Genomic DNA, 13,863 nt, shown 5'->3' with positions numbered 1-13,863 from the left:
GCACATCGCGAAGGGAGTCTCCCAGATGAATCATCCTGCCCGAAAAGGCTCGATCAGCCTGTTGGCCGGCGCGATGCTGCTGGCCAGCGCGACTGCCTTCGCCAATGCGGAGCCAGCGAAGCCCGCAACCGTGGCCAAGGAACTGCAACAGGCCAAGACCTACACCGTCAGCAGCGCACCGACCGCGCCACTGGAACTGGCCACGCCGAAACTGCCGGACGTGTCCGGCTACACCGCCGAGGCCGTCGCGGCAAAAATCGTGCGCAGCAAACCGGGCAAGATCAGCGTGCGCCGGATGATGCAGGAAGACGCGCTCAAGGACTTCATCGGCGGTGACAACAAGATGGCCGAGTGGGTGGTGCGTCAGCACGGGATCCCGCAGGCGATCTTCGTCGACGACGGTTACATGAACCTCAAGGACCTGGCGCAAAAGGTGCCCAAGCAGTACTTCAGCGAAACTTCGCCGGGCGTGTACCTGGCCAAATTGCCGATCGTGGTCGGCCGTCACGGCATCCTCGAAATCGACAAGCAGACCCAGGAACTGCGCCTGTCGCAAGAGGCCGGTTCGTTCTTGGTCAACGACGGCCAGCTGTTCGTGCGTGACACCAAAATCACTGGCTGGCGCGAGAAGGACAACGGCCCGGCGACATTCAAATCGCCCAAGGAATTCCGTCCGTTCCTGCTGGCCTGGGGCGGCACCGAGACCTACATCGCCAACAGCAAGATGGCCAGTTTCGGTTACGCCAACAGTAAGTCGTACGGCGTGAGTATTTCCCAATACACGCCGAACATGGCCAAGGTGCTCAAGCGTCCTGAACCGACCGGCTGGATCGTCGGCTCCGAATTCTCGGACATGTGGTACGGCTTCTACTGCTATGAAACCAGCAACTTCGTGGTCAAGGGCAACACCTACAAAGACAACATCGTCTACGGCATTGACCCGCACGACCGTTCCCACGGTCTGATCATTGCCGACAACACGGTGTACGGAACCAAGAAGAAGCACGGGATCATTATTTCCCGTGAGGTCAACGACAGCTTCATCTTCAACAACCGCAGCTACGACAACAAATTGTCGGGCCTGGTGATCGACCGTAACAGCGTCAACAACCTGATCGCCCACAACGAGATCTACCAGAACCACACCGACGGCATCACCCTCTACGAGAGTGCCGACAACTTGCTGTGGGGCAACAAAGTCGTGAGCAACCGTCGCCACGGCATCCGCATTCGTAACAGCGTGAACATTCGCCTGTACGAAAACATCGCCATGGCCAACGGCCTGACCGGTGTCTACGGCCACATCAAAGACCTGAGCAACACCGACCGTGACATCAAGCTCGACCCGTTCGACGCGCAGGTGTCGTTGATCGTGGTGGGCGGTGAACTGGCGGCCAACGGCAGCGGCCCGCTGTCCATCGACTCGCCGTTGAGCGTCGAGTTGTATCGCGTGTCCATGCTCGCCCCGACCAAATCCAGCGGCATCAGCTTTTCGGGGATTCTCGGCGAGCGCCAGGATGAAATTCTCGATTTGCTGGTGCGCCAGCAGAAAGCCGTGCTGATCGACCCTGTCGAACGCCAGACCGAAATGCAGGACTGAGGATAATTTTATGCACCCACACTTGATCAAATTACTCAGCCTGTCGGCCCTGACCGCCGGCATTCTCGCGGCCAGCGCCGGCGCGCGTGCCGACGAAGTTCAAGCGCCAAAGTTCAGCGCAGAACCGTGCTGCAGCCTGTGCCCGGCCGCCCACGATGCGAAGAACTACACCACGCGTTATCAGCAGAATTTCACCACGCTGGTGCAGGCTCAGGGTGACTGGTTGTTCCGTACCCAGGAAGACTTGCGCACCGAATTCGACACCACCCCGGCCGGCTACAAACGCATGAAGCAACTGCACGATGCGTTCAAGAGCAAAGGCGTGGAGCTGGTGATTGTGTACCAGCCGACCCGTGGCCTGGTGAACCGCAACAAGCTCAACCCGGCCGAAAAGGCCAGCTTCGATTTCGACAAGGCCTTGAAGAACTACAAGTCGATGCTCGGTCGTTTCGCAGCCATGGGTTACGTCGTGCCGGACCTGTCGCCGCTGACCAACGAGTCGTTGCCCGACACCCTGCCCGCCCACGATTTCTACTTCCGTGGCGACCAGCACTGGACGCCGTACGGTGCTCAGCGCACGGCGAAAGTCGTCGCCGAGAAGGTCAAGCAATTGCCTGAGTTCGCCGCCATTCCCAAGCGCGAATTCGAGACCAAAAAGTCGGGGCGCATGGGCAAGACCGGAACGTTGCACAACATGGCTGGTCAACTCTGTGGCACCAGCTACGCGATCCAGTACATGGATCAGTTCACCACCGAGCCCAAGGGCGAAGCGGGCGACGGCGACCTGTTCGGCGATTCCGGTAATCCGCAAATCACCCTGGTCGGTACCTCCCACAGCGGCAAGAACTACAACTTCGCCGGTTTCCTCGAAGAGGCCATCGGCGCCGACATTCTCAACGTGGCGTTCCCCGGCGGTGGCCTGGAAGGTTCGATGCTGCAGTACCTGGGCAGCGACGAATTCCAGAAGAACCCGCCGAAGATTCTCATCTGGGAATTCTCGCCGCTCTATCGCCTCGACCAGGAAACCATCTACCGCCAGATGATGGCGCTGCTGGACAACGGTTGCGAAGGCAAAGATGCACAAATGGCCGGCAGCACCACCCTGAAGCCGGGAAAAAACGAACTGATGGTCAACAGCAAAAACCTCGACCTGCGTAACAGCAGTCACCAGGTCGACATCCGCTTCGCCGACACCTCGGTGAAAACCCTGCAAGCCACCCTCTGGTACATGAACGGTCGCCACGAGGACATCAAGATCGACAAACCGGAAACCTCCGACACCGACGGGCGTTTCGCCTTCGAGTTGCGCACGGACGAAGACTGGGCCTCGCAGAACCTGCTGGCCGTTGAAATCCAGGGCCCCGAAAAAGCCGGGACCGCGCCACAGAAAGTCGAAGCGAAAATCTGCAAACGCAACGTATTCCCGAGCGCTGAGCAACGTACCGCTTCGGCCGGGCAATGAGGTCTGCTATGCGAAATCCGAAACTGAAACATCTGTTGGCACCGACGCTGTTGAGCCTGGCGATGTTTGCGGGCGCCACCCAAGCGGCGGCGCCATTGCGCCCGCCACAGGGTTACTTCGCACCGATCGAGAAAGTCAAAACCGGCGACAAGAGCGAAGGCTGCGATGCCATGCCGACGCCCTACACTGGCTCGTTGCAGTTCCGCAGCAAGTACGAAGGCTCGGACAAGGCCCGTTCGACTCTGAACGTGCAGTCTGAAAAAGCCTTCCGCGACAGCACCGCCGACATCACCAAAATGGAACGCGGCACCAGCAAGCGCGTGATGCAGTTCATGCGTGACGGTCGTCCGGAACAATTGGAGTGCACGTTGAACTGGCTCACCGCCTGGGCCAAGGCCGATGCGTTGATGTCCAAGGACTTCAACCACACCGGCAAGTCGATGCGCAAATGGGCGCTGGGCAGCATGGCGTCTTCGTACATTCGCCTGAAATTTTCCGACTCACGTCCGCTGGCCAATCATCAGCAAGAGTCGCAGTTGATCGAAGCCTGGTTCAGCAAGATGGCCGATCAGGTGGTCAGCGATTGGGACAACCTGCCGCTGGACAAGACCAACAACCACTCGTACTGGGCCGCGTGGTCGGTGATGGCCACGTCCGTCGCCACCAACCGCCGCGACCTGTTCGACTGGGCGGTGAAGGAATTCAAGGTCGGCGCCAACCAGGTCGACGCCGACGGTTATCTGCCCAACGAGCTCAAGCGTCAGCAACGGGCGCTGGCCTATCACAACTACGCCCTGCCGCCGCTGGCGATGATCGCCAGTTTCGCCCAAGTCAACGGTGTGGATTTGCGTCAGGAAAACAACGGCGCACTGAAACGCCTCGGTGATCGTGTGCTCGCCGGGGTGAAAGACCCGGATGAGTTCGAGGAAAAGAACGGCAAGGAACAGGACATGACCGACCTGAAGGTCGACTCGAAATTCGCCTGGCTCGAACCGTTCTGCTCGCTCTACACCTGCTCGCCGGATGTGCTGGAGAAGAAGCATGACATGCAACCGTTCAAGACCTTCCGCCTCGGCGGCGACCTGACCAAGGTCTACGACCCGGCCAATGAAAAGGGCAAGGGTTCTTAACGCAAATCCTTTGTAGGAGTCGGCTTGCTGGCGATGGCGGTATGACATTCACCATCGATGTCGACTGATCTGCCGCCTTCGCCAGCAAGCCGGCTCCTACAAGGGATCGCGGTGGCTTGAATGCAATACATCCCCCCGGTTTTTCGTGGGGGGTTTGGGGGGGCCGTTGGCCCTTGACTGTTGGTTCAAACATGGAGAGATCGGGATGGTATTTTCATCCAACGTGTTCCTGTTTCTGTTCTTGCCGATCTTCCTCGGCTTGTACTACCTGAGCGGGCAACGCTATCGCAATTTGCTGCTGCTGATTGCCAGCTACATGTTCTACGCCTGGTGGCGTGTGGACTTTTTGGCGCTGTTCGCGGCCGTCACGCTGTGGAACTACTGGATCGGCCTGAAAGTCGGTGCCGCTGGAGTACGGACCAAACCGGCGCAGCGCTGGCTGCTGCTCGGCGTGGTCGTCGACCTGTGCATCCTTGGCTACTTCAAGTACGCCAACTTCGGCGTCGACAGCATCAACGCCATGATGACGTCGGTCGGCCTGGAGCCGTTCATCCTGACCCACGTGCTGTTGCCGATCGGGATCTCGTTCTACATTTTCGAGTCCATCAGCTACATCATCGACGTCTACCGTGGTGACACCCCGGCGACCCGTAACCTGATCGACTTCGCGGCGTTCGTGGCGATCTTCCCGCACCTGATCGCCGGCCCCGTGCTGCGTTTCCGCGACCTGGCCGATCAGTTCAACAACCGCACCCACACCCTCGACAAATTCTCCGAGGGCTGCACGCGGTTCATGCAGGGTTTCATCAAGAAGGTCTTCATCGCCGACACCCTCGCGGTGGTGGCCGACCATTGCTTCGCCCTGCAAAACCCGACCACGGGCGATGCCTGGCTCGGCGCGCTGGCCTACACCGCGCAGTTGTATTTCGACTTCTCCGGTTATAGCGACATGGCCATCGGCCTGGGCTTGATGATGGGTTTCCGTTTCATGGAAAACTTCAAACAGCCGTACATCAGCCAGTCGATCACCGAGTTCTGGCGCCGCTGGCACATCAGCCTGTCGACCTGGCTGCGTGACTATCTGTACATCACGCTGGGCGGCAATCGCAAAGGCACGCTGATGACCTATCGCAACCTGTTCCTGACCATGCTGCTCGGTGGTCTGTGGCACGGCGCGAACATCACCTACATCGTCTGGGGTGCGTGGCACGGCATGTGGCTGGCGATTGAAAAAGCGCTGGGCCTGAACACTTCGCCACGCAGCATCAACCCGATCCGCTGGGCGCTGACCTTCCTGCTGGTGGTGATGGGCTGGGTGATCTTCCGCGCAGAGAACCTGCACGTTGCCGGTCGCATGTACGGCGCGATGTTCAGCTTCGGCGACTGGTCGCTGTCGGAACTCAACCAGGCCAGCCTCACCGGCCTGCAAGTGGCAACGCTGATCGTGGCCTACGTGACCCTGGCGTTCTTCGGCATCCGTGACTTCTACAGCAATCAGCCGCCTGCCAAGACCAAGCCTGCGGTGAATGTCGACAGCGACGGCCCGGCCGCCACCGAACCGGGTCTGATCAAAGCCGCGCCTGGGGATAACCCGGCGAGCATCCATCAGCCTGGCTACACCGTCGGCATTGACGCCCAGGTGCAACCGGCCTACTGGACCGCTGACTGGTCGCGCTACGTCATGCGTGCGCTGGTGTTGCTGCTGTTCATCGCCTCGATTCTCAAACTCTCGGCGCAAAGTTTCTCGCCGTTCCTTTACTTCCAGTTCTGAGGGATCTGACCATGACCCGCTCATTACGCATCTTCTACATCGCCCTGTTCATGGTGACGCTGCTCGCCCTGGGCGTGTGGTCGGTTCGCAGCTTCATGGGTTTCAGCACCAACGCCGATGCGACGGTGCTCAACGGCCGCTGGACCAAGGCTGTGGAAACCCACTACGACGACGAATTCCCGATCAAACGCCTGGGCACCAACCTCTGGGCCGCGCTGGATTTCAAACTGTTCAACGAAGGTCGTCCGGGCGTCGTGCTCGGTCGCGATCAGTGGTTGTACAGCGATGAAGAATTCCACCCGGTGGTCAACGAAGAGCTGAACCTGCAAGGCAACTACGCGCTGGTCGAAGGCGTGCGCCAAACGCTGAAAGCCAAAGGCGTGCAACTGGTGATGGCGGTGGTGCCGGCCAAGGTGCGCCTGTACCCGGAACACCTGGGTGAAGTGAAACCGGCCAGCATCCACGCCAACCTCTACACGGATTTCCACCAGCGCCTGGCCGCTGACCGGATTCCGGCACCGGACTTGCTCGGCCCGCTGCAACAAGCCAAGCAGAACGGCCAGCAAGTGTTCCTGCGCACCGACACGCACTGGACGCCGCAAGGCGCCGAGATCGCCGCCAACCGTTTGGCCAAGACCATTGCCGACACGTACCCGTTGAGCGGCGAACCGCAGCGCTTCGTCACCGAGCCTGCCGAAACCATCACGCACAAGGGCGACCTGCGTCTGTTCCTGCCACTGGACCCGCTGTTCGAAAACCTGATGCCCAAGCAAGAGCCCTTGCAGAAGCGCAATACGGTCGCGGCTGAAGATCAGCCCGCCGGCGACGACGCGCTGTTCGCCAACACCGAAGTGCCGGTGGCCCTGATCGGCACCAGCTACAGCGCCAACCCCAACTGGAACTTCGTCGGTGCGCTCAAACAAGCGCTGAACAGCGACGTGGTCAATTACGCCGAAGACGGCCACGGCCCGATTCTGCCGATGCTCAGCTACCTCAAAAGCGACGCTTTCAAGAACAGCCCGCCACAAGTGCTGATCTGGGAGTTCCCTGAACGATATCTGCCTGTGAACAACGAAATCGGCGACGCCGACCCGCAGTGGGTCGCAGAGCTTAAACAAGCCGGCGCTCGCCAACAAAACGTAGCCATCAACACTAAATCCGAGACGCCCGACCGGGCGCAAAACTGAAAGAGAGAGGTACTACCATGACTTTCAAGACTACTCCTCGTCGTCTCGCCAAGACCTTTGCACTGGTTGCTGGTATGAGTGTGCTTTCGATGCAGGCCTTCGCCGCTGGCGACTCCGCGCTCTACGGCCCGACCGCACCGAAAGGCTCGTCCTTCGTGCGTATCTTCAACGCCAGCAACGCCGAAGTCAGCGCCACCGTCGGCAGCACCAACCTGAGCGATGTCGCGCCGTTGGCCAGCAGTGACTTCAGCTTCATGCCGGGCGGCGACTACAGCGCCAAGGTCGGCAGCCAGACCCTGCCGGTGAAACTGGCCGGCGATCACTATTACACCCTGGTCAACAACGCCAGCGGCGCGCCGCAACTGATTGAAGAGCCGCCGTTCAAGAACAAGCAGAAATCCCTGGTGCGCGTGCAAAACCTCAGCGACAAGGCGCTGACCCTGAAAACCGCCGACGGCAAGACCGACGTGGTACCGAACGTTGCGCCCAAGGGCCGTGGCGAGCGTGAAATCAACCCGGTCAAAGTCAGCCTGGCGCTATACGATGGCGCAACGAAAGTCGGCGACGTGAAACCCGTCGCCCTGGAACGCGGTGAAGCGGCAGTGCTGTACGTCACCGGTAACGGCAGCAGCCTGTCGCCAGTCTGGGTAAAACGCCCGGTCTCGACGCGCTAACACATTTTCAGAATTGACCCGGCTCTCTGTGGGAGCCGGCCTGCCGGCGATGCAGGCCACTCGGTTTTTCCGATGTACCGAGGTGGCGCCATCGCTAGCAGGCTAGCTCCCACAAAGGCCTAACCAAACGATTTGCAAGGAGTAACAACATGATTCCGGTGATCTTGTCAGGTGGTAGCGGTTCGCGTCTTTGGCCGCTTTCGCGTAAGCAGTTCCCTAAACAATTCCTGGCCCTGACCGGCGAGCACACTTTGTTCCAGCAAACCCTGGAACGCCTGGTGTTCGACGGCATGGACACGCCAATCGTGGTCTGCAACAAGGACCACCGTTTCATCGTCAACGAGCAGTTGGCCGCGCGCAAACTCGAAACCCAGCGCATCCTGATGGAACCGTTCGGCCGCAACACCGCGCCGGCCGTGGCCCTGACTGCGATGATGCTGGTCAATGAAGGTCGCGACGAGCTGATGCTGGTGCTGCCGGCCGACCACGTGCTCGAAGACCAGAAAGCCCTGCAACGCGCCCTGGCCCTGGCCACCGTCGCAGCCGAAAACGGCGAAATGGTGCTGTTCGGCGTACCGGCCACCAAACCGGAAACCGGTTACGGCTACATCAAGTCGACCAACGATTCGCTGCTGCCTGAAGGCATCAGCCGTGTTTCGCACTTCGTCGAAAAACCCGACGTGAAACGTGCCACCGAGTACGTGCAATCCGGCGGTTACTTCTGGAACAGCGGCATGTTCCTGTTCCGCGCCAGCCGCTTCCTCGAAGAGCTGAAAAAACACGATCCGGACATCTACGACACCTGCCTGCTGACCCTCGAGCGCAGCCATCAGGATGCCGACACCATCACCTTCGACGAAGCCACCTTCGCCTGCTGCCCGGACAACTCCATCGACTACTCGGTGATGGAAAAAACCCAACGCGCCTGCGTCGTTCCATTGACCGCTGGCTGGAGCGATGTCGGTTGCTGGTCGTCGCTGTGGGAAGTGAATGCCAAAGACGCCAACGGCAACGTCACCAAAGGCGACGTGGTGATCCAGGACAGCAAAAACTGCATGATCCACGGCAACGGCAAACTGGTGTCGGTGATCGGCCTGGAAAACATCGTCGTGGTCGAAACCAAGGACGCCATGATGATCGCCCACAAGGACAAGGTCCAAGGCGTGAAACAGATGGTCAACACCCTCAACGAACTGGGCCGCACTGAAACCCAGAACCATTGTGAGGTCTATCGTCCGTGGGGCTCCTACGACTCGGTGGACATGGGCGGCCGTTTCCAGGTCAAGCACATCTCGGTCAAACCGGGCGCGTGCCTGTCGCTGCAGATGCACCACCACCGCGCCGAACACTGGATCGTGGTCAGCGGCACGGCTGAAGTGACCTGCGATGAGAACGTGTTCCTGCTCACCGAGAACCAGTCGACCTACATTCCGATCGCTTCGGTGCACCGCCTGCGTAACCCGGGCAAAATCCCGCTGGAGATTATTGAAGTGCAGTCGGGCAGCTACCTGGGCGAAGACGATATCGAGCGGTTTGAGGATATCTATGGTCGCTCGACGCCAATCGAGCGTGGCGTGTCGGTGAAAACCATCGCGCAGTAAACCTGCAGTTAAAAAGAAGCCCCCATCCAGGCCACTGCGTCCCCTATCCGCAGTAGTTTGGGTGGGGGCTTTTTTTTCAGATTTTTGTATTGCCTCCACCGACCCCATCGCTGGCAAGCCAGCTCCCACAGGTTTCAGCGGTGAACACCTATCTTGTGAACACCCGCAAACACTCTGGGAGCTGGCTTGCCAGCGATTAGGCCGGCACAGACACCATAACAATCAGCCCATCGCCAACCCCACCTGCGCTTAGGTAGGATGGTCTCCTCTACTCCCGAGGTTGGCGCGTCATGTTTATCGGCATCCTGCTGGTCATTACCTGGCTGATCCTGCTACTGCGCTACCCAGCCAAAGCCTTGCCCGTCTCGGTTGCCGCTGCTGTGGGGCTCGGCATCGTCGCCACTTGGGTCATCTGGATGGACCACCGCGAGCTCAAGCAACTGCAACGCCTGGAGCTGCGCATCAGTTATGCGCCGCAGCACTGCCCTCCCGACCGTCCGCTGCAATTGACCATGAACAATGGCAACGACGTGCCGTTGACCGAATTGCGCTGGCGAGTCGCGGCTTATGCACCCGGTGACACGGTCAATCTGGCCGACAATCAATACACTGCCCCACGCTATCGCGGTCCCGGCGAATTACAGGCCGGTGGCCGTTGGGAAGACTGCCTGCCCATGCCACCGCTGCGCCCCGGCTACCGTCCGGAAACCCTGGAGTTTCGCGCCGAGCGTTTGCAGGGTAGTTTTTCCGACTGATTCCCCCCTTTTTTTGCACAAGGAATGCGCCATGCCCGTTGCGTTGATTACCGGTTGTTCCAGCGGCATCGGCCGTGCCCTCGCGGATGTGTTCAAGGCTGCCGGCTACGAGGTCTGGGCCAGTGCGCGCAGGACTGAAGATGTTGCCGCGCTGAACGCTGCCGGATTCACGGCCGTGCGATTGGACGTTAACGATGGCGTGGCACTCGAAGCGCTGAGCAAACGTATCAACCACGAGCGCGGTGGGCTCGATGTGCTGATCAACAACGCCGGGTATGGCGCGATGGGGCCGTTGCTCGATGGCGGCGTACCGGCGATGCAGCGTCAGTTTGAAACCAACGTGTTCTCTGTCGTCGGCGTGACTCGCGCGATGTTTCCTGTGCTGCGCCGGACCAAAGGGATCGTGGTCAACATCGGCAGCGTGTCGGGCATTCTGGTCACACCTTTCGCCGGTGCCTACTGCGCGTCGAAAGCCGCCGTGCATGCCTTGAGCGATGCCTTGCGCATGGAATTGGCGCCGTTTGGTATACGGGTCATGGAAGTCCAGCCGGGCGCCATCGCCTCCAGTTTCGCCAAGAACGCCGGCCATGAAGCCGAACAACTGATCAGCGAACAATCGCCGTGGTTTCCGCTGCGTGAAGGCATTCGCGCCCGAGCCAAAGCCTCGCAGGACAACCCGACCCCGGCCAGCGAGTTTGCTGCCGGCTTGCTCAAGGCAGTGCAGCAGGACAAGCCACCGCGACTGATTCGCCTGGGTAATGGCAGCCGGGCGTTGCCGTTGCTGGCGGGGTTGGTGCCCAAAGGTTTGCTGGAATCCGGGTTGATGAAGCGGTTCGGGTTGCGTGGGCAACTCTGAAACCGTGTCGACCCCATCGCGAGCAGGCTCGCTCCTACATTGAAATGCGTTTCCCTGTAGGAGCGAGCCTGCTCGCGATGTCGTCAGAACAAACGCCGCCAAAAATTCAGGAAACAGCACAATGACCGACTACACCGACTACACCAACTACTTCGACGAAGTCATCCAGGCCCACGTCGCCATCGAACAATGGCTGGCCGAAGAACGCGACCCGTCCGAACTCGACAATCTGCTGTCGCGCTTTTCGCCTCGGTTCTCCATGGTCTCGCCCTTGGGCCGGGTACTCGACTTTGATGCGCTGAGCGAACTGTTCTCGCTCGCGGGCGGCAAGAAACTCGGGTTCCGCATCGAACTCAGCGAACTGCGTGGCATTGCGCTGCACGACGGTGGCGCAACCGTGAGTTATCGCGAGCAACAGACCGATGCGACCGGGCAGCACTCGGATCGTCGCTCCACGGTTGTGTTCGAGAAGCACGCCGATGGCCGGGTGATCTGGCTGCATTTGCAGGAGACGTTTTACAAAGCTTGACCCGTTACTTTTGTACGTGACGTCGCTACAGCACAGCAGAAACAAACTCAAACACACATTGCCGCCGCCCCTCTCGCCAAACGCCCCCCTGACTTATAACTTGTTAACAGCCCGTCAATTAACGGGCTTGAGACTTCAAATAAAAAACTAAACTTCAATCCACTGAAAAACAAACTAAAGGCAATAATATGGACATTATTGATCAACACTCTTTTTCCACCCCTGATGCACGCGATCCAAGCTTTGGTGAAGACGGTGTCATTACGTTATTCAATCTGAAGCACGCACTTGATCTCGACAGGCATGTGAAAGGTATACAGGTACTGGCCAACGACAAACTACTTGTGGGTGCCTGGCTCGCCCGTGATCTTAAAGGACTGTACGGTCTGGCACGCTTCAATCCGGATGGCAGTGTCGACACTGCATTCGCCGACAACGGCCTGGTTCATGGCAACTTCGCTGGTGGCTACGACTCGGCGGGCGGCAGGCTTGCCGTACAGCCGGACGGGCGCATTCTGATGCTGGGCTGGTCGCGAAAAGCAGACAGCAACAGCCCGAAACGGCTCGTGATCTGCCGCTTCGAAAAAGAAGGTGCGGTTGATGAAAGTTTTGGCCGACAAGGCTGCGTCATTATTGACAACAGCACCCTCGGCGAACTTGTCAATGACAGCAGCACGCTGCAACTACACGAATGCGGAAAGATCATCATCGGCGCAACTTACCGAAACGGCGACACTTCCACGGGGCTGGTAGTTCGCATTGACACCCATGGCAACCTGGACAAAACCTTCAATAAAACCGGCAAGCTCGAAATAAGACACACGGCCTTCAGCGCCACTTCAGTTCATGCACTACTCGCGCAAATCGACGGCAAAGTTCTGGTCGCGGGCAGCGCTGTCAATGCCGTCCCAGAGACGCTCGGATATGTAGCGCGTTACTTGCAAAACGGCGAACTCGATCTCGACTTTGGCGGTGAGGAAATGCCCGGTTTTTCCACACTGAACATTCCCAATGGCAGCGTGGCTATTCATGATCTGGTCGCTACAGGCGGGGGCAAGGTTGTTGGTATTGGCCAGGCCAGCACCGCCGTCCGAAACTGGGGTCTGCTGGCAGGTCTGGACTCCACCGGCAACCCACACCCGTCATTCAATGGTGGTCGACCGGTCCTGACGCAATTCGATGCCGAGCATGGTAACGAATGGGTCTGCGGCCATCAGCAGTCGGATGGAAAGATCGTCACTGCCGGCGGAGCCCGACGCCTATACACGGCGCGTTATCAGGCCAACGGTTTGATTGACCGAAGTTTTGGTGAACATGGCTGCATCCAGGAAGATACGGCATTAGTCACCACGCCGGCTCAACTGCAAATCCAGGCCAATGGCCGGATTCTGTTGGCCGGCAACACACTTGGACTGGGTGGCGCTCTGGGTCATGTTTACGGTTATCTGCGCCCTGAACAGGCTAGCGACTGACCGGCCCACTCCCCGCACAATGTCATGCTTTTCAAAAGGATTTTGAGATGACCAAACTGCTGAATATCAAAATGGATAATTTTGTAAACGAGATCAAAAAAGGGGTGCCGGTGACATTCGGCTTCACCCTTGAAACCGATGGTGCTCCGCCGCCTGTGGGTTCGCGTTTGCAGTTCAGGGTTTCAGAGGATGTGACACTGCTGCACACCTCCATGCCGATTAATGGCGCGCAATTAGTTGTAAACGAACACTTCAGGTATTCCACTATCACGATTACGGATGTGCAGACACAGGGGTGGAATGCTCGACGTACGCTGACACTGCGGTCTGATAAAAACCTGCAAGAATCATCTGTCGCCGAGTTGTGCGGGATTGTTTACTACCAACCCACCTACCAGGAAAGTCTCTACTGCCCTGTCCTGGTCAGGCACATCGAAGCGCTGAATATTCAAACCCGCCAGGTGTTCAACGGTGCATGGCAGGACGAGGTTACCCAGGGCTGGATTTACAGCTATGACGTCATCCTGCGCGCTGTTGACCGCGCCTGCACCCAATGGGGATTTTCCAGCGCTGGCTTGCCGCCAGGTACGAAAATTCACGCCAAAACCTGGCTGGAGACGGCGCATGACGGTTCAGAGGGTGTGATTGAATTACACACGCCTGCAAGCGACCAGTACCTGCTGGAGCCGGGCAACGATTTGACGGTATCCATTCAAGTGCTCTATCCGCTGGCAACGGAGCAAGACCCTGCACTTCGCAGCCTGCCTAATCTCGTGGCCAATCCACGTTGAAAGCCCCCCCCAAAAAACACCTCTATCCAGCAGGA

At 58.9% G+C, this 13,863-nt stretch carries 12 protein-coding genes; all 12 read left to right on the top strand.

Going from position 1 to position 13,863, the window contains the following annotated elements; all coding sequences use genetic code 11:
* Window positions 1-25 precede the first annotated feature (25 nt).
* The 12 genes from algG (at window position 26) to CKW19_RS05595 (ending at window position 13,828) form a co-directional block, all read left to right on the top strand.
* Window positions 26-1,600, top strand: a complete 1,575-nt coding sequence (algG, locus tag CKW19_RS05650; protein WP_095056994.1) for a mannuronan 5-epimerase AlgG — start codon at window positions 26-28, stop codon at window positions 1,598-1,600.
* 10 nt (window positions 1,601-1,610) lie between these two features.
* Window positions 1,611-3,062, top strand: a complete 1,452-nt coding sequence (locus CKW19_RS05645; RefSeq protein ID WP_095056993.1) for an alginate O-acetyltransferase — start codon at window positions 1,611-1,613, stop codon at window positions 3,060-3,062.
* An 8-nt stretch (window positions 3,063-3,070) separates the two neighbouring features.
* Window positions 3,071-4,192, top strand: a complete 1,122-nt coding sequence (locus CKW19_RS05640; protein WP_095056992.1) for a mannuronate-specific alginate lyase — start codon at window positions 3,071-3,073, stop codon at window positions 4,190-4,192.
* A 205-nt stretch (window positions 4,193-4,397) separates the two neighbouring features.
* Entirely contained in the window at window positions 4,398-5,963 is a 1,566-nt protein-coding gene (locus tag CKW19_RS05635; RefSeq protein ID WP_095056991.1) for an MBOAT family protein, read from the top strand.
* An 11-nt stretch (window positions 5,964-5,974) separates the two neighbouring features.
* Window positions 5,975-7,150, top strand: a complete 1,176-nt coding sequence (locus CKW19_RS05630; protein WP_095056990.1) for an alginate O-acetyltransferase — start codon at window positions 5,975-5,977, stop codon at window positions 7,148-7,150.
* 17 nt (window positions 7,151-7,167) lie between these two features.
* The gene (locus CKW19_RS05625) at window positions 7,168-7,824 is read left to right on the top strand and encodes an alginate O-acetyltransferase AlgF (protein WP_095056989.1); all 657 of its coding nucleotides are present in this window, start codon (window positions 7,168-7,170) and stop codon (window positions 7,822-7,824) included.
* Window positions 7,825-7,973: 149 nt separating this feature from the next.
* Window positions 7,974-9,425, top strand: a complete 1,452-nt coding sequence (locus CKW19_RS05620) for a mannose-1-phosphate guanylyltransferase/mannose-6-phosphate isomerase (protein WP_095056988.1) — start codon at window positions 7,974-7,976, stop codon at window positions 9,423-9,425.
* A 290-nt stretch (window positions 9,426-9,715) separates the two neighbouring features.
* A complete protein-coding gene (locus CKW19_RS05615; RefSeq protein ID WP_095056987.1) occupies window positions 9,716-10,180 on the top strand; it encodes a multidrug transporter in 465 nt (154 codons plus the stop codon).
* Window positions 10,181-10,211: 31 nt separating this feature from the next.
* Window positions 10,212-11,036 (top strand): SDR family oxidoreductase, encoded by an 825-nt coding sequence (locus CKW19_RS05610; protein ID WP_095056986.1) that lies wholly within the window; start codon window positions 10,212-10,214, stop codon window positions 11,034-11,036.
* Between the two features lie 121 nt (window positions 11,037-11,157).
* The gene (locus CKW19_RS05605; RefSeq protein ID WP_095056985.1) at window positions 11,158-11,565 is read left to right on the top strand and encodes a DUF4440 domain-containing protein; all 408 of its coding nucleotides are present in this window, start codon (window positions 11,158-11,160) and stop codon (window positions 11,563-11,565) included.
* 188 nt (window positions 11,566-11,753) lie between these two features.
* A complete protein-coding gene (locus CKW19_RS05600; protein ID WP_095056984.1) occupies window positions 11,754-13,037 on the top strand; it encodes a hypothetical protein in 1,284 nt (427 codons plus the stop codon).
* A 47-nt stretch (window positions 13,038-13,084) separates the two neighbouring features.
* On the top strand, window positions 13,085-13,828 hold the full coding sequence (locus CKW19_RS05595; RefSeq protein WP_095056983.1) for a hypothetical protein: 744 nt from the start codon (window positions 13,085-13,087) through the stop codon (window positions 13,826-13,828).
* Window positions 13,829-13,863: the final 35 nt, after the last annotated feature.

This window comes from Pseudomonas sp. Irchel s3f7 (assembly GCF_900187615.1).
Lineage (GTDB): Bacteria > Pseudomonadota > Gammaproteobacteria > Pseudomonadales > Pseudomonadaceae > Aquipseudomonas.
The sequence above is the reverse complement of the archived record's forward strand: the minus strand, read 5'-3'. Positions and strand labels throughout refer to the sequence as shown.

Bases quoted from the DNA above. Each gene is read 5' to 3' on its own strand.
- CKW19_RS05610 (WP_095056986.1), top strand. From the start codon at position 10,212: ATGCCCGTTGCGTTGATTACCGGTTGTTCCAGCGGCATCGGCCGTGCC.
- CKW19_RS05615 (WP_095056987.1), top strand. From the start codon at position 9,716: ATGTTTATCGGCATCCTGCTGGTCATTACCTGGCTGATCCTGCTACTG.
- CKW19_RS05605 (WP_095056985.1), top strand. From the start codon at position 11,158: ATGACCGACTACACCGACTACACCAACTACTTCGACGAAGTCATCCAG.
- CKW19_RS05625 (WP_095056989.1), top strand. From the start codon at position 7,168: ATGACTTTCAAGACTACTCCTCGTCGTCTCGCCAAGACCTTTGCACTG.
- CKW19_RS05640 (WP_095056992.1), top strand. From the start codon at position 3,071: ATGCGAAATCCGAAACTGAAACATCTGTTGGCACCGACGCTGTTGAGC.
- CKW19_RS05645 (WP_095056993.1), top strand. From the start codon at position 1,611: ATGCACCCACACTTGATCAAATTACTCAGCCTGTCGGCCCTGACCGCC.
- CKW19_RS05620 (WP_095056988.1), top strand. From the start codon at position 7,974: ATGATTCCGGTGATCTTGTCAGGTGGTAGCGGTTCGCGTCTTTGGCCG.
- CKW19_RS05635 (WP_095056991.1), top strand. From the start codon at position 4,398: ATGGTATTTTCATCCAACGTGTTCCTGTTTCTGTTCTTGCCGATCTTC.
- CKW19_RS05630 (WP_095056990.1), top strand. From the start codon at position 5,975: ATGACCCGCTCATTACGCATCTTCTACATCGCCCTGTTCATGGTGACG.
- CKW19_RS05600 (WP_095056984.1), top strand. From the start codon at position 11,754: ATGGACATTATTGATCAACACTCTTTTTCCACCCCTGATGCACGCGAT.
- CKW19_RS05595 (WP_095056983.1), top strand. From the start codon at position 13,085: ATGACCAAACTGCTGAATATCAAAATGGATAATTTTGTAAACGAGATC.
- algG (WP_095056994.1), top strand. From the start codon at position 26: ATGAATCATCCTGCCCGAAAAGGCTCGATCAGCCTGTTGGCCGGCGCG.